At 61.5% G+C, this 19,990-nt stretch carries 21 protein-coding genes; 8 read left to right on the plus strand and 13 right to left on the minus strand.

The window, feature by feature from the left end:
• Positions 1–42: 42 nt before the first annotated feature.
• The gene (gene rpsD, locus FJ941_RS14010; RefSeq protein ID WP_027028657.1) at positions 43–660 is read right to left on the minus strand and encodes a 30S ribosomal protein S4; all 618 of its coding nucleotides are present in this window, start codon (positions 658–660) and stop codon (positions 43–45) included.
• Between the two features lie 372 nt (positions 661–1,032).
• Here rpsD and FJ941_RS14015 point away from each other — a divergent pair, with 372 nt between their 5' ends.
• The gene (locus tag FJ941_RS14015; RefSeq protein WP_140506376.1) at positions 1,033–1,230 is read left to right on the plus strand and encodes a hypothetical protein; all 198 of its coding nucleotides are present in this window, start codon (positions 1,033–1,035) and stop codon (positions 1,228–1,230) included.
• Positions 1,231–1,315: 85 nt separating this feature from the next.
• Here the strand turns inward: FJ941_RS14015 and FJ941_RS14020 are convergent, their stop codons facing one another.
• A complete protein-coding gene (locus FJ941_RS14020; protein ID WP_015318153.1) occupies positions 1,316–1,498 on the minus strand; it encodes a DUF3008 family protein in 183 nt (60 codons plus the stop codon).
• Between the two features lie 155 nt (positions 1,499–1,653).
• Here FJ941_RS14020 and FJ941_RS14025 point away from each other — a divergent pair, with 155 nt between their 5' ends.
• Positions 1,654–3,036 (plus strand): RNB domain-containing ribonuclease, encoded by a 1,383-nt coding sequence (locus FJ941_RS14025; protein WP_140506378.1) that lies wholly within the window; start codon positions 1,654–1,656, stop codon positions 3,034–3,036.
• On the opposite strand, the gene murI is transcribed toward FJ941_RS14025, so the two are convergent.
• Positions 2,980–3,849: a glutamate racemase gene (murI, locus tag FJ941_RS14030; RefSeq protein WP_140506380.1), complete on the minus strand. Its 870-nt coding sequence runs from the start codon at positions 3,847–3,849 to the stop codon at positions 2,980–2,982. The two genes, FJ941_RS14025 and murI, sit on opposite strands and share 57 nt — an antisense overlap.
• On the minus strand, positions 3,842–4,765 hold the full coding sequence (locus FJ941_RS14035) for an RNA methyltransferase (protein WP_140506381.1): 924 nt from the start codon (positions 4,763–4,765) through the stop codon (positions 3,842–3,844). Before FJ941_RS14035 ends, murI begins: the two co-directional genes overlap by 8 nt.
• A gap of 213 nt (positions 4,766–4,978) precedes the next feature.
• Here FJ941_RS14035 and FJ941_RS14040 point away from each other — a divergent pair, with 213 nt between their 5' ends.
• The gene (locus tag FJ941_RS14040; RefSeq protein ID WP_027143667.1) at positions 4,979–6,190 is read left to right on the plus strand and encodes an NADP-dependent isocitrate dehydrogenase; all 1,212 of its coding nucleotides are present in this window, start codon (positions 4,979–4,981) and stop codon (positions 6,188–6,190) included.
• 80 nt (positions 6,191–6,270) lie between these two features.
• Positions 6,271–6,897 carry a glutathione S-transferase family protein gene (locus tag FJ941_RS14045; RefSeq protein ID WP_140506383.1) on the plus strand — a complete coding sequence of 209 codons (627 nt, stop codon included), beginning with the start codon at positions 6,271–6,273 and terminating at the stop codon, positions 6,895–6,897.
• A gap of 64 nt (positions 6,898–6,961) precedes the next feature.
• Here the strand turns inward: FJ941_RS14045 and alaS are convergent, their stop codons facing one another.
• The 4 genes from alaS to FJ941_RS14065 form a co-directional block, all read right to left on the minus strand.
• Positions 6,962–9,628, minus strand: coding sequence for an alanine--tRNA ligase (gene alaS, locus FJ941_RS14050; RefSeq protein WP_140506385.1), 2,667 nt, complete (start codon positions 9,626–9,628; stop codon positions 6,962–6,964).
• A 271-nt stretch (positions 9,629–9,899) separates the two neighbouring features.
• Positions 9,900–11,000, minus strand: a complete 1,101-nt coding sequence (recA, locus tag FJ941_RS14055; protein ID WP_013895892.1) for a recombinase RecA — start codon at positions 10,998–11,000, stop codon at positions 9,900–9,902.
• 276 nt (positions 11,001–11,276) lie between these two features.
• Complete coding sequence (locus tag FJ941_RS14060) at positions 11,277–11,501, minus strand: hypothetical protein (RefSeq protein ID WP_140506387.1); 225 nt, start codon at positions 11,499–11,501, stop codon at positions 11,277–11,279.
• Between the two features lie 82 nt (positions 11,502–11,583).
• Complete coding sequence (locus FJ941_RS14065) at positions 11,584–12,603, minus strand: hypothetical protein (RefSeq protein WP_140506389.1); 1,020 nt, start codon at positions 12,601–12,603, stop codon at positions 11,584–11,586.
• 81 nt (positions 12,604–12,684) lie between these two features.
• Here FJ941_RS14065 and FJ941_RS14070 point away from each other — a divergent pair, with 81 nt between their 5' ends.
• From FJ941_RS14070 to FJ941_RS14080, 3 genes are all read left to right on the plus strand, one after another.
• Positions 12,685–13,044 (plus strand): hypothetical protein, encoded by a 360-nt coding sequence (locus FJ941_RS14070; protein ID WP_140506391.1) that lies wholly within the window; start codon positions 12,685–12,687, stop codon positions 13,042–13,044.
• A gap of 457 nt (positions 13,045–13,501) precedes the next feature.
• Positions 13,502–14,446 carry a carbohydrate kinase family protein gene (locus FJ941_RS14075; protein WP_140506393.1) on the plus strand — a complete coding sequence of 315 codons (945 nt, stop codon included), beginning with the start codon at positions 13,502–13,504 and terminating at the stop codon, positions 14,444–14,446.
• A gap of 57 nt (positions 14,447–14,503) precedes the next feature.
• Positions 14,504–15,421: a pseudouridine-5'-phosphate glycosidase gene (locus tag FJ941_RS14080; protein ID WP_140506394.1), complete on the plus strand. Its 918-nt coding sequence runs from the start codon at positions 14,504–14,506 to the stop codon at positions 15,419–15,421.
• 1 nt (position 15,422) lies between these two features.
• Here FJ941_RS14080 and FJ941_RS14085 read toward each other — a convergent pair whose 3' ends face one another.
• Positions 15,423–15,746: a TfoX/Sxy family protein gene (locus FJ941_RS14085; protein ID WP_140506396.1), complete on the minus strand. Its 324-nt coding sequence runs from the start codon at positions 15,744–15,746 to the stop codon at positions 15,423–15,425.
• Between the two features lie 90 nt (positions 15,747–15,836).
• Here FJ941_RS14085 and FJ941_RS14090 point away from each other — a divergent pair, with 90 nt between their 5' ends.
• Entirely contained in the window at positions 15,837–16,334 is a 498-nt protein-coding gene (locus FJ941_RS14090; protein ID WP_140506398.1) for a GFA family protein, read from the plus strand.
• Positions 16,335–16,369: 35 nt separating this feature from the next.
• Here the strand turns inward: FJ941_RS14090 and sufA are convergent, their stop codons facing one another.
• The 4 genes from sufA to sufD form a co-directional block, all read right to left on the minus strand.
• Positions 16,370–16,750: a Fe-S cluster assembly scaffold SufA gene (sufA, locus tag FJ941_RS14095; protein ID WP_140506400.1), complete on the minus strand. Its 381-nt coding sequence runs from the start codon at positions 16,748–16,750 to the stop codon at positions 16,370–16,372.
• 102 nt (positions 16,751–16,852) lie between these two features.
• Positions 16,853–17,245 carry an SUF system Fe-S cluster assembly protein gene (locus tag FJ941_RS14100; RefSeq protein ID WP_140506401.1) on the minus strand — a complete coding sequence of 131 codons (393 nt, stop codon included), beginning with the start codon at positions 17,243–17,245 and terminating at the stop codon, positions 16,853–16,855.
• A 5-nt stretch (positions 17,246–17,250) separates the two neighbouring features.
• The gene (locus tag FJ941_RS14105; protein ID WP_140506403.1) at positions 17,251–18,492 is read right to left on the minus strand and encodes a cysteine desulfurase; all 1,242 of its coding nucleotides are present in this window, start codon (positions 18,490–18,492) and stop codon (positions 17,251–17,253) included.
• 206 nt (positions 18,493–18,698) lie between these two features.
• Positions 18,699–19,967, minus strand: a complete 1,269-nt coding sequence (sufD, locus tag FJ941_RS14110) for a Fe-S cluster assembly protein SufD (RefSeq protein ID WP_140506404.1) — start codon at positions 19,965–19,967, stop codon at positions 18,699–18,701.
• Positions 19,968–19,990: the final 23 nt, after the last annotated feature.

The following is a 19,990-nucleotide window of genomic DNA, read 5'->3' on the forward strand; positions in this document are numbered from 1 at the left end:
CCTCGAAGGCGGCCTTTTCCGATATCGCAGAAAAGCGTTCGCTTAGCGCGAGTAGAATTCGACGACCAGGTTCGGTTCCATCTGCACGGCGAATGGAACGTCGGCGAGGCCCGGGATGCGCGAGAAGGTCGCGACCATCTTGTTGTGATCGGCTTCGATGTAGTCCGGCACGTCGCGCTCGGCGAGCCCGACCGACTCCAGAACGATGACCAGCTGCTTCGACTTTTCGCGCACTTCGATGACATCGCCCGGCTTGCAGCGGTACGAGCCAATGTTGACGCGCTTGCCGTTGACGTTGACGTGGCCGTGGTTGACGAACTGACGGGCGGCGAAGATGGTCGGTACGAACTTGGAGCGGTAGACGACCGCGTCGAGACGCGATTCGAGCAGGCCGATCAGGTTCTCCGAGGTGTCGCCCTTGCGGCGGTCGGCCTCTTCATAGACCTTGCGGAACTGCTTTTCCGAAACGTCGCCATAGTGACCCTTCAGCTTCTGCTTTGCGCGCAGCTGCAGGCCGAAATCGGAAAGCTTGCCCTTGCGGCGCTGGCCATGCTGGCCGGGGCCGTATTCACGCTTGTTGACCGGGGACTTCGGGCGGCCCCAGATATTTTCGCCGAGACGGCGGTCGATCTTGTATTTCGCGGATTCGCGCTTGCTCATCGCATTCCCTTTTCAAAACAGCACACCCGGCACCTCATGGTCCGGGTGAAGGAAACGCGCCCTCCTCTGGCCTCCGTTTCGAGACCTGACAGGGTTTTCCCACGCAACGCGGCGGAAAACCCACGGGACACGTCAGTTCAAACAAGGCCAGAACAAATAGGGTGACTGACTTTGCGTATATAAAAGAAACACCGGACATCGCTGCCCGGCGTTGGCGGCTGGTTAAACCGAGATTTAACCGATGTCAAGCTTGTGAGTAGCGTGGCCAACCACAACCATGTAGCGTTTGCGACGTTGATGCGATGCCGGATTTGGCGGGAGGTTTTGCGCCAGCGGCACAGGAAGGGACTGGAGCTAGAGGAGCCCAACTACATGAAGAAGTTCTTCCTTACCCTGGCAGGCGCCGCGGTGCTTGCAGGCTCGATGGCGGTGGCGCCGGAACCGGCCATGGCGCGCCATTGGCACGGCCACAAACAGGTCTGCCGGGTCATCGTCAAAAAGAGAGTGGTGTGGCGGCATGGTCATCGCAGGGTGATCGTCGAGAGGGTACGGCGCTGCCATCGCTGGTAGGCTGTTCAAGCAACAATCCCAAAGGGCCAGCAAACGTCGCTGGCCCTTTTTCATTTCCAAGATAGTCTGGCTCGAAGCGCTCAATCTAGGATTTTTTCTCCGGTAGTCCCTTGCGCTTCGTCTCGGCGAATTCCTCGAGCTGCTTTTCATTCATCGATTCATACATGCCCTTGGAAGCGCCTTTGAGCTCGCTTTTCTTGGTCTCGCCACGTTTGGCGGAGAGTGCGGCGCCGGCGGCCTTCTGCTGGGCTTTCGAGGTGGCTGGCATGGCGGTTCTCCTTTGCTGCAGGAGAAACGCCGCGCTTCGGCGGCGGTTCCAGCGCCAGTGGCCCATCCCGGTCCGCTCGGTGCCAGATGATGGCCGGCCTTGGCGATTTTCGTTGGTACCTTCCCGTGTCCGGAACCCCAGTGTAGGACGGCTGAATGAAATCCCTGACCGATCCCTCACAGGCTCTCTCCACCGGCCTGGCGAAAATCCGCACCGAATTACACGTACCGGATGGATTTCCGGCTGATGTAGTTGCCGCGGCGGAGGCGGCGGCCAAACGCGTGCCCGACCAGCATGCCGATCGAAGGGCGATGCCCTTCGTCACGCTCGATCCGGCTGCCTCCACCGATCTCGATCAGGCGTTCTCGATCGAGGCGAGCGGTGGTGATCTTCTGCTGCATTATGCCATTGCCGACGTGGCCTGGTTCGTCGAGGACGGCGACGCGGTGGATCTCGAAGCCTGGACGCGGGGCGAGACACTTTACTTGCCGGACGGCAAGGCCGGGCTCTACCCGCCGGTGATTGCCGAGGGTGCGGCAAGCCTGTTGCCGGATGGACCCCGTCCAGCTGTTATCTTCACGGTCCGGATTGCGCAGGACGGTGCAACGAAGTTGGACGGCGCGGAGCGGGCAATCATTCAAAGCCGCGCCAAGCTCGCCTACGACAGCGTGAAGGCTTCCGACGTTCCGGCCGGCTTTGCCGAAATGGCGTTGCGCATGGCAAAGAACGAACAGCGTCGCGGGGCTTCCCGCGTCGACCCACCCGAGCAGGAGGTGGAAAGGCTTGCCGATGGCACATACCGGCTTTCGTTCAGACCGCTGCTGCAATCCGAGCAGGACAACGCAGCACTTTCGCTGGCCGCCAACATGGCGATTGCCGATGCCATGCTTGCGCACCACACCGGCTTGTTCCGGGTGATGTCGGGGCCGGATGCTTTCAAGGTTCAAAGATTGCGCAACGCGGCACAGGCTCTCGGACTGTCCTGGCCGGCCTCCACCGGTTTGCGAGACTATCAGCGAACCCTCGATCCGACCGATCCGCGACAAGCAGCACTGATGCTGGAAATCCGCCATGCAAGCCCCGGCGCGTCTTATCAAGCCTATCATGACGGCGTTATCCCATGGCATGAGGCCATGGCTGCGACCTATGCCCATGCAACGGCACCACTCCGACGGCTTGCCGATCGCCATGTCGTGCGCTGCGCGCTAGCCATCGCCAACGGCCAGCCCGTGCCCCAGGCTGTCACCGACGCGTTCGCCAGATTGCCGAAGGCTATGGGACGTGCGGATAGCCGCGCTTCGCAGATCAACCATGCAGCCATCGACCTTGCCGAGGCAATAATGCTCAGGGGACGCGAGGGGGAGATTTTCAAAGCCGTCGTCACCGACTTCGTCGACCATGGCGTGCGTGTTCAGCTTGCCGACATGCCTGTCGTCGCCACCGTAAAGGCCTCCGGCCTCAGACAGGGCGACGGTCTGACGCTAAGGCTGGTCCTGGCCGATCCGGATCAACGCAGCATCGTCTTCGAACCTGTTTGAATGGCGGGCAGTTCCGCCACTGTCTAAGTGCACGGTCAGCCCAAAGCCCTGCATAAGGCGGCTGACGGCGAAATCCGCCTTGCCCGAGGTGAAGACCGCGATATCGGGCTCGCCTTGCGGCAGCGCCCCATCGATGGGCGGCAGCAGCGAAAGGACGCGCCGTGCGATCGCCTCGGCCGGATCGATCCAGTCGACCGGCCAGGGCGCCGTCTTGCGCATGCGGTTGACCAGAAAGGGATAGTGCGTGCAGGCCAGCACAACGATATCGGTGCGCATGCCGTCGCGCTCGATGAAGCACGGCGCGATCTCGGCGCGCACGGCCTCCTCGTCGACGAAGCCCTCGCGCATGTAGGCTTCGGACAGACCCGCCAGCCGGTCGCTGCCGACCAGGCGGACATGGCATTTCTGCGCCCATTTGGCGATCAGGTCGCGCGTGTACTGGCGCTTTACCGTGCCCGGGGTCGCCAACACCGAGACCAGGCCCGAGCGCGTGCGCTCGGCCGCCGGCTTGACCGCCGGCACCGTGCCGACGAAGGGATGGCCGGGAAAGGTATCGCGCAGCGCATCGATCACCAGCGTCGAGGCGGTGTTGCAGGCAATGACCGAAAGGGCCGGCGCAAACCGGTCGAGCAGTCTGGCGAACAGCTCCAGTATATGGGCCCGCAGCGCCGGCTCTTCCCAGGCGCCAAAGGGAAAGGCGGCATCGTCGGCGACATAGATGAAGCGACGGTCGGGCATCAGCACGCGCGCCTCGCGCAACACGGTGAGCCCGCCGACGCCGGAATCGAACATCAGGATCGGCTGGTCAGTCATTGTCGGTTCCCTTGCCGCCGAGCGGCGGCGTGTCCGCGTCGTCGCCATTAGCGTCCGGCACCACCCGGCCAGCAGCCTCCGCCTTGCGGGCGCGCGCGGCGGCCGCGGGCAAACGCCTCGGATCATCGCCCGGCGACCCATCGCCGCGCGGCATCGCCGGTGAGAACCGGTCTAGTGACGAGATGATGCCGCGCAACACCTTGAGCTCCGGTTCGGCAAAGCCGGCGCGCGTCAGCACGGCGCGCAGATTGTCGACCATTTTCGGCTTCTTCGGCGCCGGTCGGAAATAGCCGCGCGCCTCCAATGCGCCTTCCAGATAGGCGAACAGGCCGTGCAATTCTTCCTTGCTTGCAGGCTTCATCTCCGGCCCCGTAAAGTTTGTCCTGGTCTCGTCCTCCAGGCCCGACTTCATCCACTCATAGGACATCAGCAAGGCCGCCTGGGCGATGTTGAGCGAGGAGAAGTCGGGATCGACCGGGAAAGTGACGATCTCGTCGGCGAGACCAACCTCGTCATTGTAGAGACCGAAGCGTTCGCGTCCGAACAGGATGCCGGTGCGTTGTCCCATTTCGTATCGGGCACGCAGCATCCTGCCTGCTTCCACCGGGCCGCGCACGGATTTGAAGCCGTCGCGCTGCCTGGCGGTGGTGGCGAAGACGAAGTTCAGGTCGGCGAGCGCCGTGGCCAGGTCGTCAAAAACCTTGACGGCATCAATGACATGGTCGGCACGGCTGGCGGCGGCGCGCGCCTTCTCGCTCGGCCAGCCGTCGCGCGGGTTGACTAGGCGCAGCTCCGAAAGTCCGAAATTGGCCATGGCGCGGGCGACCATGCCGATGTTCTCGCCAAGCTGCGGCTCGACCAGAATGATCGCCGGGCCGGCGGCTGCGGGGTTAGCGGAATCTTTGGTAATGGGCATGATTGTCAATGAACTGCTGTTTGCGGCATTTCAGCGTCCCCTGCCATATTCGACCGGGAAAATGAAGTATTCGCAAATGGCAGCGGTCACGGCCTCGCATTCGTGACCGATCGCCGTTTGCGTGGCCAAAAGCGCTTTGATATACGGGCGGCATCCCCGGCCAACGCCACGCGGGCAAGGCCGTCCCATTCCCAGCAACGAGGCATTCTTTCCATGGCGAAGATCAAGGTGGCGAACCCGGTCGTCGAACTCGACGGCGACGAGATGACCCGCATCATCTGGCAGTTCATCAAGGACAAGCTGATCCACCCTTATCTCGACCTCAAGCTTGAATATTACGACCTCGGCATCGAGCACCGCGATGCCACCAACGACCAGGTGACGATCGATTCGGCCAACGCCATCAAGAAATACGGCGTCGGCGTGAAATGCGCGACCATCACCCCCGACGAGCAGCGCGTCGAGGAATTCAAGCTGAAGAAGATGTGGAAATCGCCCAATGGCACCATCCGCAACATTTTGGGCGGCACCATCTTCCGCGAGCCGATCATCATGAAGAACGTGCCGCGCCTGGTGCCCGGCTGGACCAAGCCGATCATCGTCGGCCGTCACGCCTTCGGCGACCAGTATCGCGCCACCGATTTCCGCTTCCCCGGCAAGGGCAAGCTGACGATCAAATTCGTCGGCGAGGATGGCCAGGTGATCGAGCATGACGTGTACGATGCGCCCGGCGCCGGTGTCGCCATGGCCATGTACAATCTAGACGAGTCGATCCGCGAATTTGCCCGGGCGTCGCTGAACTACGGCCTGCTGCGCAATTATCCGGTCTACCTGTCGACCAAGAACACCATCCTCAAGGCCTATGACGGCCGCTTCAAGGACATATTCCAGGAGGTCTACGAGGCTGAATTCGAGGCCGAGTTCAAGTCAAAGAAACTTTGGTACGAGCACCGCCTGATCGACGACATGGTGGCGTCGAGCCTGAAATGGTCGGGCGGCTATGTCTGGGCCTGCAAGAACTATGACGGCGACGTTCAGTCCGACACCGTTGCGCAGGGTTTTGGGTCGCTCGGCCTGATGACCTCGGTGCTGATGACGCCGGATGGCAAGACCGTCGAAGCCGAAGCCGCGCACGGCACTGTCACCCGCCACTATCGCCAGCATCAGAAGGGCGAGGAAACCTCGACCAATTCGATCGCCTCGATCTTCGCCTGGACACGGGGCCTGGCGCACCGCGCCAAGCTCGACGACAACGCCGAACTGAAGCGTTTTTCCGAGACCCTGGAAAAGGTCTGCATCCAGACCGTCGAGAGCGGTTTTATGACCAAGGACTTGTCGCTTTTGATTGGCCCCGACCAGCCTTGGTTGTCGACCACCGGCTTCCTCGACAAGATCGACGAGAATTTACAGAAGGCGATGGCGTAGGCACCCGCAGTTCCAAATGCCGAAGGCTCCGAAAGGAGCCTTCGGTTTTTTGGGGCCGGCGAAAGCAAAGGGCTGACAGCGTGACCAAGCCAATCCTCTACGGCGCGGACTACAGTGTGTATGTGCGCATCGCGCGGATGGCGCTGGCGGAGAAAGGCATCGACTGCGAGCCGGTGCCGCTCGACATCTTTGCCTCCGAGGGGGTCCCGGCTTGGTATCTCGAACACCATCCGTTCGGCCGCATTCCGGCCCTCGAGCACGACGGGTTCCGCCTCTTCGAGACCAGCGCGATCGCTCGCTATGTCGACGAGGCCTTCGATGGGCCGGCGCTGCAGCCTGCCGATGCGCGCGGCCGCGCCAGGATGGGCCAGATCGTCGGCATGCTCGATGCCTATGCCTATCGGGCGATGGTCTGGGACGTCGCTGTCGAGCGGCTGGAAAAAGAAGCTCCCGACGAGGCGCTGATCGCCGACGGGCAGCGGCAAGCCGAAACAGTGCTCAGGGTGCTGACCTCGCTGAAGGCACAAGGGCCATGGCTGCTTGGCGACCAGCTGACGTTGGCCGACCTGCATGCGGCGCCGATGATCGGCTATTTCGTCAGGGTTGCCGAAGGACGCGACTTGCTGGCGCGGTTTGCGGGTATCCGGGACTGGTATGCGCGTGTCTCGGTGCGTGCAAGCTTTGCGCGCACCGACAAGGTTAGTTGACAAGGATTGAGATGGCTTCGGGGCGGCGCCCCTCCCAACCGTCGAAATAAGTCCAATCCGACGCTTACGCTGCCTCGAGCGCCGCCCTTACCGCCGCGATCGCATCGTTGGCTTTCGACGCGTCCGGTCCGCCGGCCTGGGCCATGTCGGGACGGCCGCCGCCGCCCTGCCCGCCCAATGCGGCGGAGGCGACGCGCACCAAGTCGACGGCGCTGAAGCGGTTGACGAGATCATCGGTGACGGCGACCACGACGCTCGCCTTGTTGTCCTCGCCAGCGCCAACGAACACGACGACGCCAGAGCCCAACGAAGTCTTGCCGGCGTCGGCCAGCGGCTTCAAATCCTTCGGCGAGACGCCGGAAACCGCCTTGCCGAGGAAGCCGACGCCAGCGACGATCTCGTTGGCGGCCGGGGCATCGGCAGGCGACCCGCCGCCCAGCGCCAGCTTCTTGCGCGCTTCGGCCAGGTCCTTCTCGAGCTTCTTGCGCTCTTCGAGCAGCGCTTCGACGCGCGCTGGCACATCCGCCGGCGAGATCTTCAGCGTGGCAGCGGCCGCCTTCAGCCGCCTGTCCTGCTCGTCGAGATGTTTTCGCGCGGCTTCGCCTGTCAGCGCCTCGATGCGGCGCACGCCTGCTGCGACCGCGCCGTCCGAAACGATGCGCACCAAGCCGATATCGCCGGTCGCCCTGACATGCGTGCCGCCACAAAGCTCGACCGAATAAGGCCGGTTGGCCTTGGCGCCATGAACGCCCGTGCCCATCGAGACGACGCGCACCTCGTCACCATACTTCTCGCCGAACAGCGCCATCGCGCCCTCAGCAATGGCGTCGTCGACCGACATCAGGCGCGTGGTCACCGGGCTGTTTTGGACGACGATCTCGTTGGCCATGCGCTCGACCTCTTCGAGCTCCTGCGGAGAGATCGGCTTGTTGTGCGAGATATCGAAACGCAGGCGCTCGGGCGCGACCAGCGAGCCTTTTTGAGCGACATGGGTGCCCAGCACCTCGCGCAGCGCCTCATGGATCAGATGCGTGGCGGAATGGTTGGCGCGTAGCCTGGAACGCCTGGCATGATCAACCTTCAGTTCGACCGCGGCACCCGTCTTGACCGTGCCTGCGATCACCTTGCCGAGATGCACAAACAGACCATCGGCCTTCTTCTGCGTATCGGAAATCTCGATCGAGAACCCCTCACCCGAGATTACGCCGGTGTCGCCCATCTGGCCGCCGGATTCGCCATAGAACGGCGTCTGGTTGATGACCACGGCGACCGCATCGCCCTTGGCGGCGCTGTCAACGGTCTTGCCGTCCTTGACCAGCGCCTGGATGAGGCCCTCAGCCTGCTCGGTTTCGTAGCCGAGAAATTCGGTGGCGCCGGTTTTTTCGCGCACGGAGAACCAAACCGTTTCGGTGGCGGCCTCGCCGGACCCGGCCCAGTGCTTACGCGCCTCCGCCTTCTGCTGCTCCATCGCATTGGTGAATCCGGCAAGATCGACCGAAATGCTGCGCTGGCGCAGCGCGTCCTGTGTCAGGTCGAGCGGAAAGCCATAGGTGTCGTAGAGCTTGAATGCCGTCTCGCCATCCAGCATGTCGCCGGCGCCGAGCTTCTCCGTCGCCTCGGAGAGCAGCCCAAGGCCGCGCACCAGCGTCTTGCGGAACCGTGTCTCCTCGAGTTTCAAGGTCTCGGTAATCATCGTTTCGCCGCGCACCAGTTCCGGATAGGCCTGGCCCATCTCGCGCACCAGCGCCGGCACCAGCTTCCACATCAATGGATCGCGGGCGCCGAGCAGCTGCGCATGGCGCATGGCGCGGCGCATGATGCGACGCAGCACATAGCCGCGGCCTTCATTGGACGGTAGCACGCCGTCGGCGACCAAGAAGGAGGACGAGCGCAGGTGATCGGCAATGACGCGGTAGGAGGAAACCGTTTCCGCATCGGGTGCGCGCCCAAGTGCGGAGGACGCAGCATCGATCAAATGACGGAACAGGTCGGTCTCGAAGATGCTCTCCACCCCCTGCAGGATGGATGCCATGCGCTCCAGGCCCATGCCGGTGTCGATCGACGGGCGCGGCAGGTCGACGCGCTCCTCCTTCGTCACCTGCTCATACTGCATGAACACCAGGTTCCAGAATTCAAGGAACCGGTCGCCATCCTCCTCCGGACTGCCGGGAGGGCCGCCCCAGATGTGCTCACCACGGTCGATGAAGATTTCCGAGCATGGTCCGCAGGGTCCGGTATCGCCCATCGCCCAGAAATTGTCCGAGGTCGGGATGCGGATGATGCGATCGTCGGAGAAACCGGCGATCTTTTTCCAGAAATCGGCCGCCTCATCGTCGGTGTGGTAGACGGTGACCAGCAGCTTATCCTTCTTCAGCCCGAATTCCTTGGTGATGAGGTTCCAGGCAAGCTCGATGGCGCGCTCCTTGAAATAATCGCCGAAGGAGAAATTGCCGAGCATCTCGAAAAAGGTCAGGTGGCGCGCGGTATAGCCGACATTGTCGAGATCGTTGTGCTTGCCGCCGGCGCGAACGCTTTTCTGGGCGGTGGTGGCACGCGAATAGGGCCGCTTCTCCAAACCGGTGAAGACGTTCTTGAACTGCACCATGCCGGCATTGGTGAACATCAATGTCGGATCGTTGCGCGGCACGAGCGGGCTCGAGGCCACGACCTCGTGGCCCTCCTTGCGGAAATAGTCGAGAAATGTCGACCGGATCTCGTTCACGCCACTCATGGATACTGCCTTTTCAAGAGAGCCGCCGGCCGGACCGGCGGGAGATGGCTCTGTGTTTTCTAGAAGATGGAGTTGGCCTTTTAGCCGTAGCTCTTGACCCTGTCCAGAAACACGGAATTGGGCCAATTCGCGCTTTGCACCGGCACTTACGCAGGCACGCAAACGAAAACCGCCGGCGCGAAGGCCGGCGGTTTGGAACGCGGTACTACAGAACTCTGTTACTTAAGCATCAGATAATAGGCTGGATTTATGGCCAAACTCTGGCGTTGCCCTACATCGCGCCGGCTTCGTCCTCAAAACCATCATCGCCATTGCCCTCTGAGCCACCGTTTTCGAGGAACTTTTCGGCGATCAACCCGGCATTCTGCCTAAGCGCCAGTTCGATCTCGCGCGCGGTGTCGGGATTGTCGCGCAGGAACAGTTTGGCGTTCTCGCGGCCCTGGCCGAGACGCTGCGAATTATAGGAGAACCAGGCGCCCGACTTCTCGACCACACCGGCCTTGACGCCGAGATCGACCAGTTCGCCGGTCTTGGAGACACCCTCGCCATACATGATGTCGAACTCGACCACCTTGAAGGGCGGCGCCAGCTTGTTCTTGACCACCTTGACGCGGGTCTGGTTGCCCACCACCTCGTCGCGATCCTTGACCGAGCCAATGCGGCGGATGTCGAGACGCACCGAGGCGTAGAATTTCAGCGCGTTGCCGCCGGTCGTCGTCTCGGGCGAACCGAACATGACGCCGATCTTCATGCGGATCTGGTTGATGAAGATGACCATGGTGTTGGAGCGCGAGATCGAGGCGGTCAGCTTGCGCAGCGCCTGGCTCATCAGGCGGGCTTGCAGGCCCGGCAAGGAATCGCCCATCTCGCCCTCGATTTCGGCGCGCGGCGTCAGCGCCGCCACCGAATCGACCACCAGCACGTCGATGGCGCCGGAACGCACCAGCGTATCGCAAATCTCCAGCGCCTGCTCGCCGGTGTCGGGCTGCGAGATCAGCAGGTTTTCAAGATCGACGCCGAGTTTGCGGGCGTAAACCGGATCGAGCGCGTGCTCGGCATCGACGAAGGCGCAGATGCCGCCCTTCTTCTGGGCTTCGGCCACGGTATGCAGGGCCAGCGTCGTCTTGCCCGAGCTTTCCGGCCCGTAGATCTCGATGATACGGCCGCGCGGCAGACCGCCGACGCCGAGCGCGATGTCGAGGCCGAGCGACCCGGTCGGCACCGTTTCGATCTCGACGACCTGCTCGTTGGCGCCGAGCCGCATGATCGAGCCCTTGCCGAAAGCCCGCTCGATTTGCGACAGCGCCGCATCCAGAGCCTTTGATTTGTCCACTGCCTTATCCTCTACCAGCCGCAAAGAATTCTGAGCCATGATACATCACCCCTTGGTCGTCAATGAAGGCCGGACAATCCGTAATCCTTGTCAATTTGTACCTTTTTTGTTCTCATTTGGCAAGGGGTGACAATCAATTGAAAAACAACCGATATCCTGATTTGTTCTTTTTTTGTCTCGCAAACCCGGGCATGGATGTATGCCGTTCGGACATGTAAAAATTTTGCTAGGAAAAGAAGCCTTCCGCCCTCTCCGATTCGGAGAGTGAGCCTAATTCGCCTTGCGTCGCTAAAGCACCAAGCCGTGCCTGCCCTCTCATTCTGATTTCCGGCCGATCTGCAAATTGGGCATGTCGCCGCCTTCGCCGGCCATCAGGAATTGCATCAGGGCGCTCATCATGGCCTCGGCGGTGTCCTTGTCCAGCGTCAAGTCGATGTCGGAAGGATCACCGTCTTCATCATATGTCACCAGCGTCAGCGTGCCCTGCAATGGGTTGCGCGAGATGACCGTTATGTCGTCGTCCTGATACTCAACTTCCATCTTCGTCTCCTTCCCGTTCGAAGGCATCAAGCCTCGCAAATTCCGACTGAAAGGAAAAGCTATGTGTTGGCTAGCGGTGCGGCTACGCCTTCTTGGCGCCTTGCTCGTCGCGGCGCTCTTTCTCGCGAGCGGACTTCATTATGCGGCGGTAATCAACGATCCACCCGGACACGAAAGCGGGCATGAGTTTCATTTGGAACCTCAGTTCCTTTCCGTCTTGGATTGCCTTTTCGATCAGCGCTTTATCTGGGCCGAACAGGAAGAGAAATGTCGTATCCATGTCGATACTGCCGGATTTGATATCAAAAACCGTCTGGTATTCCAAAACTCCTTCGAGGTAAAAGCCGAAACCTCCGACGATGCCGGGCCGCTTGGCGTTATCGATCTTGCTGAAAATTCCTATCGAATACTCATTCTCGATATTCGCCCCAATGATCTTTGCAACCGGGTGCTCACTTACCACCCCATCGACACGACCTCCTGTTGGCTTGGCGTCAAAAGAAACGGCATTATTCCGCTGGTAGTTGGCAGTGACGTTAAAGGCGGGACTATTGCCGCCGTTCCTCACCTTTATAAAAACCTCCGGCTCCATGCTGCCCCTGAAGATAGCCGTCCCGCCAGTTACGGCAAGGTAGGCGCGCGTTTGGATTTCGCCCATCTCCCTATCGAGATGAATGGCCTTTTCAGCCAGATCGGCAGAGCGAACGGCGGCATTAGTCGCGCGAATGGTGAAGCCGATAGTCACCAAAATGGCAATAATGCCAGCGATGCCTACGCCGACCTGCCACCATGCTGCGTCTACCTGCCTGTTAGCGGCTGTAGCACTACGGCCAGCGGCTTGGGCAGCTTCTTGCTGGGCTTTCAGATCATCGGACTCGTGCTTGTCGCTTGTGGCTTCGCGGTCCCTGGTACGCTGGGTCTCTTCTGGACTTTCGATAATGCGTACCGGGATAGACGAAGCGCTGGGATTGCCCTGAGCATCGTTTGCTTTCCCGCCTTTGCCTTCTTGCTGGCTTGGGGCTTCAGCGGCCACCCCTTGGGCTTCCTGCGCTCTTACGTGGGTGGCTAGCACCATGAACAGCGCAACGAATAGAAACCGCATAACAACCCCTCCAGCCCACGCTTATGGTGCTTTATGGGCGGCCACTACACAAGCGCCGGGAATCCGGGCAGTGTGCGGGGCATGGCTGAAAACACACGTACCAATCATTTCATCAAATATTGGCGCGATGTGTTGCACATCGCATGGCGGGGAACTTGGTCCGTGGTGATGCGTCATAGTGCCAAAGATATCTTTAGAGACATCGTGCTGTTAGCTCTTACGGCGGTAATTGTCTGGCAGGTAAGCCCGATTCTTGTGCGTGATCGCCTTATGAGCGCCGACAATCTCAAGGATACTCTGGCTTGGGCTATATTCGTGACAATTGCGATAACGGGGCTGTTTTCGGCTGTGTTTGTTTGTCACGCCTTAGTTGTTTCGCCATACCAGAAATGGAGAGATAAGAGCTTGACCAAGCTGAAACCAATCCTCTTGGTCGATTAATTGCATTTCGTAAGAGCTTCACGCTAGAGGAGTCGGCATGTCTATTAGCGAACGTCGATATCCAGCAGACGGACATTCGCGGACCGGCCTCGGCTTACCTATACGACCTGCAAAAAAAGGTCTTGAGCGGGGAAATCGCAGTGTTAAATGATTTTGGCGGCCAAGTTGCAATGACAAGAAACTACCGAAGATTTCCTTCAGTGAGTGGAGTTGAGCGGGAACTCCCGTCTGGCTTAGAAATTAAAAAGTCAGACTTATCGTCCTTCGCTAAGCGCCTTGGAATTGAGATACCGGGATTATCCTCATGACCAACAACCCAAACCACCGCTTCGACCGCCTTCTAAAGGCGATGGCTACCAAGCCCCCGTTCACTTCCCAACAGGGCGCGGGAACGATTGCAGCAAGTCGCGCACTCTAGCGCTTGTGCGGTCCCAACAACAAAGGTCATATCGCCGCCATGGTGGATTCCTTGAAGGTACTGGCCGTGGGCGGTGCCCATATCGACCGGCGTGGCCAGGTGTCCGGCCCCTATGTGCCGGCCGCCTCCAATCCCGGCACGATGCGCGAGGATGTCGGCGGTGGCGTCTTCAATGCGTTGCGCAGCATGGTGCGGCACGGCCTCTGCGCATCGCTGCTTTCGGTGCGCGGTGGCGATGCGTCAGCCGATACGGTTTCACGGGCCATCGCCGAGGCAGGCATCGCCGATCTTTCGGCGGTGTTCCTCGATCGTGCCACGCCGAGCTACACAGCGCTGATCGATCGCGAGGGCGAATTGATCGTCGGCTTTGCCGACATGGCGCTGTACGACCTGGCTTTTCCCAAGCAGATCAGACGTTCCAAGATACGCCAGGAAGTGGCCGCCGCGGATGCCATCCTGTGCGACGCCAACCTGCCGTCGGCCGCACTGGAGGGGTTGCTGTCGCTCGCCGCCGGCAAACCGGTTTTCGCCATCGCGATTTCGCCGGCCAAGGTGACGCGGCTGATACCGGTGCTCGGCGGGCTGGCCCAACTCTTCATGAACCGACGGGAGGCCGCTGTGCTGGCCGGCGTCAATGCAAGTGTCGGCGAGCAGGAAATGATCGACGGATTGCGGTGCAGCGGCCTTGCCAGCGGCGTGGTCACGGCAGGCAGTGGCCCTGTGCTGGGTTTCGACGGCACGGGCGCCTTTTCGATCCTGCCGCCTGCTCCGAGAAAAGTTGCCGATGTCACCGGCGCCGGCGACGCACTGGCGGGCGCGACGGTCGCGGCACTGCTGCGCGGCCTGCCATTGCGCCAGGCCCTGCGCGAAGGCGTCGCGGCGGCAACGTTGACCATCGAAAGCGCCAATGCGGTGCCCGAATTCACCGCGGCGAGTTTCGCGGAGGCGCTGGCCCTTGTGCCGGATGCCAGGGAAGTGGCATGAGACCGGCAAATTCATAGAGCGCAGTGGATGCGCCGCACTCCGGATTGGAGATCAGAGATGACGCCAGAAACCGCCCGCCCTTTCATCGATATCCACGCACCGGTAGCGCAAGCCCTGGCCGCCGGGCGTCCGGTGGTGGCGCTCGAAAGCACCATCATCACCCATGGCATGCCCTATCCCGACAATGGTGCCATGGCGGCCAATGTCGAGAAGATCATCAGTGACGGCGGCGCGGTGCCGGCGACGATCGCCGTGATTGGCGGCCGCATCAAGATCGGCCTCTCCGACGGCGAGCGCGAATCGCTGGCGATGACGGGTGACGCCATGAAGCTGTCGCGCGCCGATCTCGGCTTCGCCGTCGCGCAAGGCCGCACCGGGGGCACCACGGTCGCAGCGACCATGATCGCGGCTGACATGGTCGGGATAAAAGTATTCGCCACCGGCGGCATCGGCGGCGTGCACAAGGGCGCGGAAAAGAGTTTCGACATCTCGGCCGACCTCGATGAACTGGCGCGCACGCCGGTCATCGTCGTCTCCGCCGGCGCCAAAGCGATCCTCGACATCGAAAAGACGCTGGAAGTGCTGGAGACGCGCGGCGTGCCTGTGGTTGGCCATGGCTGCGAGACGATGCCCGCCTTCTGGTCGCGGCAGTCGCCGTTCCGGGCGCCATTGACCCTGCACAAGCCGGAAGACATCGCGCATTTCTATCAGACGCGCCTGGCTCTGGGTTTGGGCGGCGGCTTGCTGGTTGCCAATCCGGTGCCGGAAAACCACGAAATCCCCGCTGAAGAAATGGCGGGCTACATCGAAGCCGCGCAGAAGGCGGCCGAGGCCCTCAACGTCACCGGCAAGGCGGTAACGCCGTTCCTGCTGGGAAAAATCCTCGAACTCACCGGCGGCCGCAGCCTGAAGACCAATATCGCGCTGGTCGAGAACAATGCAAGGCTGGCGGCTGAGATCGCCAAGGCCTTGTAGGTCACTTGCCGGCGCGCCGCCCCGCCTCATAGGCGCGGCGTGCCCAGACCGTCATTTCGTCCGGATCGTCAAAAGCGCTGTCGGGAATGCTCCAGTAGGGCATCGCTACCAGCTTGCCGTGGCGCGTGCCGATATAGGTCCACTGCCGGCAGCCCGCGGCTTCGAAATCCGGTGCGCTTTGCTCGTCCGCCTTCAGCAGCAATTCGCCACGCAGGACAATGGCGACGATGACGCCGTCGAAATAGATGCCCTTGCCGCCGAACAGTTTTCGGATGCTGACCTGACCGAGGCCCTCGAACACTTCAGCGATGCGTTCATTGTCCATGCCGCGATCATGTCACCGGCATTTGGCCTTGTCATCGCCGCAACCAAAATCATGCTGACAGGTTGTGGCTATCCTGTCGGAGTTTTTGCCATGCCTGTGCTGCTCAAGGGGTCCTGTCGCTGCAACGCCGTGCGTTTCGAGGTGGAAAGCCACACGCCCGTGCCGTTCATGCTGTGCTACTGCTCGATCTGCCGCAAGCAGCAGGGCGGCGGCGGTTTCGCCATCAATCTAGGCGCCGACTACGAAACGCTGAACATCTGGGGCAAGAGAAACCTTGGCGTCTATCGCGCTGAGATCGAGGACGACGAGCATCCCAATTGCGAGGTCTCGACCGGCGAGCGCAATTTTTGCCGCAAATGCGGGTCAGCGCTGTGGCTCTACGACCCGACCTGGCCGGAACTGGTGCATCCCTTCGCCTCGGCGATCGACAGTGACCTGCCGAAGCCGCCCGAAAAAGTGCATCTGATGCTGAAATACAAGGCGAACTGGGTCGAGCCCGATATCGGGCCGAAGGACAAGGTGTTCGACGTCTATCCTGAGGAATCGATCGCCGACTGGCACAAGCGGACAGGCATGTGGGTGGATTAGCTTTCTTCACCCCGTAAACGGGGCGAAGGAAATGCTCAGGCCGAAGCGCGCGCCTCGGCCAAGACTTTCAGATCGGCCGGTTTCAATTCGACCGATTCGCCGCAGCCGCAGGCCGAGCTCTGGTTCGGGTTGCGGAAGGTGAAGCCGGTGCGCAGCGTCGTCTGCTCGAAATCCATCTCGGTGCCGAACAGGAAAAGTGCTGCTTCCGGCGCGACATAGACATGGGCGCCGTCGCGTTCGATGTGGTCGTCCTTGGCGTTGGGCTCGGTCACCAGGTCGACCGTGTATTCCATGCCGGCGCAGCCGCCCTTCTTGATGCCGAGACGAATGCCATGCGCGTTATCGCGCGTGGCGACGATCTCGCGCACCCGGTCGGCGGCCTTTTCGGTCATCGTGATGACGGCAAAGCGTCCCATGTTTTTTCCTTCTCCATTCCATGCAGGTTCAAGGCCTGCCGAATGAGTCCTCACCTAAAATGGTGAAGTTTTACCATTGGCGCAAGTGTACCGGGCTCGCTGCTAGTACCAGCCCACCGCCACCTGCGCCTCTTCCGACATGCGATCGGGCGTCCAGGGCGGATCGAAAGTCATGTTGACTTCGACGCCAGACACGCCTTCGACGGCGCCGACAGCATTTTCCACCCAGCCGGGCATTTCGCCGGCCACCGGGCAGCCGGGCGCGGTCAGCGTCATGTCGATCTTGACCGAGCGGTCGTCCTCGACGTCGATCTTGTAGACGAGGCCGAGCTCGTAGATGTCGGCCGGGATTTCCGGGTCGTAGACCGTCTTCAGCGCCGAGACGATGTCATCGGTCAGCCGCGCCAGTTCATCGGCCGGGATGGCCGAGGCGGAAACGACGCTGTTGCCGGCGTTTTCCGGCGTAGCCTCGGTGGTGGTGCTCACATCATCCATGGTCGTCACCCGAAAAACTTGCGCGCTTTTTCAAGCGCCTCGGCCAAAGCGTCGACTTCGGCCCTGGTATTATACATGCCGAACGATGCCCTGCATGTGGAGGTTACGCCAAAGCGTTTCAACAGCGGCTGGGCGCAATGGGTGCCCGCGCGGACAGCCACGCCTTGCCTGTCTATCACCATCGAGACGTCATGGGCATGAATACCTCTTAGTTCGAAGGAGATGATGGCGCCCTTGCCAGGCGCATCACCGAAGATGCGCAGCGAATTGATGGCGCGCAGGCGCTCATGGGCATAATTCTTGAGGTCTTCCTCGTGTGCCGCGATGCGCTCACGGCCGACAGTGTCCATGTAGTCGAGCGCGGCACCCAGTCCGATCGCCTGGACGATCGGCGGCGTGCCGGCTTCGAAGCGGTGCGGCGGGTCGTTGTAGGTGACGATATCTTCCGTCACCTCCTCGATCATCTCGCCGCCGCCCATGAAGGGCCGCATGCCGGCGAGACTATCCTTCTTGCCGTAGAGCACGCCGATGCCCGAGGGGCCGTAGACCTTGTGGCCGGTAAAGACGAAGAAATCGCAATCGAGATCCTGCACGTCGATGGGCATGTGCACGGCGCTCTGGCTGCCGTCGACAAGCACCGGAATGCCGCGGGCGTGAGCGATCCGGACGATCTCCTTGATTGGCGTCACCGTACCCAGTGCATTCGACATCTGCGTGATGGCGACTAGCTTGGTGCGGTCGGTCAGGCGTTTTTCGAATTCCTCGATGTGGAAGACACCGAGGTCGTCGACAGGGACCCAGACCAGCTTGGCGCCCTGGCGTTCGCGGATGAAATGCCACGGCACGATGTTGGAATGGTGCTCCATGATCGACAGCACGATCTCGTCGCCCTCGCCGATATTAGGCATGCCATAGCCATAGGCGACGGTGTTGATGGCCGAGGTCGTGTTCGAGGTGAAGACGATGTTGTCGGTGCTTGGCGCGTTGAGGAAACGGCGCACCGTTTCTCGCGCCTTTTCATAGGCGTCGGTGGCGGCATTGGAAAGGAAATGCAGGCCGCGATGGACGTTGGCATACTCCTGGCTGTAAGCGTGCTCGATGGTATCCAGCACCACCTGCGGCTTCTGCGCCGAGGCGCCGTTGTCGAGATAGACGAGCGGCTTGCCATAGACTTCGCGCGACAGAATCGGAAAGTCACGGCGGATCGCCTCGACGTCGTAGGGGCTGGTTTCGATCTTCCGGTCCATCACAACTTCATCGCCTCATTCTGCCGCGCACCCCTCATCCGACCGCTTCGCGGCCGCCGCCCAGGGCGAGTCACTCGCCTCGCCCGCCCTTCAGGCCCCACAAGGGGAGAAGGAAGAGCGCTTTACCTTCTCCCCTTGTGGGAGAAGGTGGACTGGCGCGTAGCGCCAAGACGGATGAGGGGTGGCTTAGCTAAGCCCCATCCAATTTAGCCGTGCGTCACAAACCACTCATCGAGCCGCGCTTCCAGCGCCTCGACGATCGCTTCGTCATCCAGTTCCTCGATCACCTCGGCGACGAACGCCTTGACGAGCAACCCCCGCGCGCTCTTTTCGTCGACGCCGCGCGCCATCAGGTAGAACAAATGATCGTGGTCGATCTCGGTGACCGTCGCGCCATGGCCGCAGACGACGTCGTCGGCAAAGATCTCGAGCTCCGGCTTAGTCGAGAACTCGCCATCGTCCGACAAAAGCAGCGTGTTGCAAGCCATCTTGGCGTTGGTCTTCTGCGCATATTGATGGACGTTGATGCGGCCCTGGAACACGCCCCGCGCCTTGCCGGTCACCACATTGCGGATGACCTCGGTCGATGTCGTATGCGGTACGGCATGGTCGAGCACCATGGTGACGTCGGTATGGGTGTCGCCGGCCAGAAGATTGATGCCGCGCAGCTTGAAGTCGGCGCCTTCGCCCGTCGTCTTGACCATGATTTCCTGGCGCACCAGCCTGCCGCCGGCGTTCATGACGAACAGCGTCAGTTTGGCATCCTTGCCGATATGGGCCTTGAACTGCCCCAGATGTGTCGCCGTATCCGGCTGCTCCTGGACGATCAGCCAGGTCACCTCGGCGCCCGCGCCAAGCACGAGCTGGCTGACCGAGCTCGTCAGCGCCGCGCCCTCGCCGGCTTGACGCTCGACGATGACCGCCTTGGCGCCGGTGCCAACCCGCACCGGCAGGCGCACATGGGTCTGGCCACCGGCCTGCAGGTTCTGCAGCTCGATCGGCTTTTCCAGTTCAATACCGTCGGCGATATCGACAAAATAGCCGTCGGCAACGAAGGCCGTGTTCAGCGCGCCGATGGCATCGTCGCTGCCATAGGGATCGAGCCCCGGCGCGATGCTGCCATCAGTCAGCTTTTCGGACAGACGCTGGACGCTGACGCCGTCGACGACCGGCGCCTTGGCGCTTGATACCCCGTTCAACAGGGTCAGAACCGTCGAACCGTCGACGATTGGCGCGATGGCTTTGGCGGCGGCGGCCGGATCGAAGTCCGGCACCGCACCCAACAGCCGGCGCAGGTCGGTATAGTGCCAGGATTCGATGCGCCGCGTCGGCAGGCCTTGCTTGACCGCTTCGATGGCGTCGTCGCGCTTCAGCATCACCGCGCCGTCTCCCGGCAAAAGCGACAGCCGTTCGCCGAAGGCGTCGATCAACGCTGTCTCGGCCGGTGTCCGCTGCGGTTGTGTGTGCATATTCATCAGTCTCGCCTGTCTTCTGGACC

It is taken from the genome of Mesorhizobium sp. B2-3-13, assembly GCF_006442195.1.
Classification (GTDB): domain Bacteria; phylum Pseudomonadota; class Alphaproteobacteria; order Rhizobiales; family Rhizobiaceae; genus Mesorhizobium; species Mesorhizobium salmacidum.

What these genes read in the sequence shown, in the direction of transcription:
- rpsD (WP_027028657.1), bottom strand. Translation starts at nt 660, where the DNA reads ATGAGCAAGCGCGAATCCGCGAAATACAAGATCGACCGCCGTCTCGGC.
- FJ941_RS14015 (WP_140506376.1), top strand. Translation starts at nt 1,033, where the DNA reads ATGAAGAAGTTCTTCCTTACCCTGGCAGGCGCCGCGGTGCTTGCAGGC.
- FJ941_RS14020 (WP_015318153.1), bottom strand. Translation starts at nt 1,498, where the DNA reads ATGCCAGCCACCTCGAAAGCCCAGCAGAAGGCCGCCGGCGCCGCACTC.
- FJ941_RS14025 (WP_140506378.1), top strand. Translation starts at nt 1,654, where the DNA reads ATGAAATCCCTGACCGATCCCTCACAGGCTCTCTCCACCGGCCTGGCG.
- murI (WP_140506380.1), bottom strand. Translation starts at nt 3,849, where the DNA reads ATGACTGACCAGCCGATCCTGATGTTCGATTCCGGCGTCGGCGGGCTC.
- FJ941_RS14035 (WP_140506381.1), bottom strand. Translation starts at nt 4,765, where the DNA reads ATGCCCATTACCAAAGATTCCGCTAACCCCGCAGCCGCCGGCCCGGCG.
- FJ941_RS14040 (WP_027143667.1), top strand. Translation starts at nt 4,979, where the DNA reads ATGGCGAAGATCAAGGTGGCGAACCCGGTCGTCGAACTCGACGGCGAC.
- alaS (WP_140506385.1), bottom strand. Translation starts at nt 9,628, where the DNA reads ATGAGTGGCGTGAACGAGATCCGGTCGACATTTCTCGACTATTTCCGC.
- recA (WP_013895892.1), bottom strand. Translation starts at nt 11,000, where the DNA reads ATGGCTCAGAATTCTTTGCGGCTGGTAGAGGATAAGGCAGTGGACAAA.
- FJ941_RS14060 (WP_140506387.1), bottom strand. Translation starts at nt 11,501, where the DNA reads ATGGAAGTTGAGTATCAGGACGACGACATAACGGTCATCTCGCGCAAC.
- FJ941_RS14065 (WP_140506389.1), bottom strand. Translation starts at nt 12,603, where the DNA reads ATGCGGTTTCTATTCGTTGCGCTGTTCATGGTGCTAGCCACCCACGTA.
- FJ941_RS14070 (WP_140506391.1), top strand. Translation starts at nt 12,685, where the DNA reads ATGGCTGAAAACACACGTACCAATCATTTCATCAAATATTGGCGCGAT.
- FJ941_RS14075 (WP_140506393.1), top strand. Translation starts at nt 13,502, where the DNA reads ATGGTGGATTCCTTGAAGGTACTGGCCGTGGGCGGTGCCCATATCGAC.
- FJ941_RS14080 (WP_140506394.1), top strand. Translation starts at nt 14,504, where the DNA reads ATGACGCCAGAAACCGCCCGCCCTTTCATCGATATCCACGCACCGGTA.
- FJ941_RS14085 (WP_140506396.1), bottom strand. Translation starts at nt 15,746, where the DNA reads ATGGACAATGAACGCATCGCTGAAGTGTTCGAGGGCCTCGGTCAGGTC.
- FJ941_RS14090 (WP_140506398.1), top strand. Translation starts at nt 15,837, where the DNA reads ATGCCTGTGCTGCTCAAGGGGTCCTGTCGCTGCAACGCCGTGCGTTTC.
- sufA (WP_140506400.1), bottom strand. Translation starts at nt 16,750, where the DNA reads ATGGGACGCTTTGCCGTCATCACGATGACCGAAAAGGCCGCCGACCGG.
- FJ941_RS14100 (WP_140506401.1), bottom strand. Translation starts at nt 17,245, where the DNA reads ATGGATGATGTGAGCACCACCACCGAGGCTACGCCGGAAAACGCCGGC.
- FJ941_RS14105 (WP_140506403.1), bottom strand. Translation starts at nt 18,492, where the DNA reads ATGGACCGGAAGATCGAAACCAGCCCCTACGACGTCGAGGCGATCCGC.
- sufD (WP_140506404.1), bottom strand. Translation starts at nt 19,967, where the DNA reads ATGAATATGCACACACAACCGCAGCGGACACCGGCCGAGACAGCGTTG.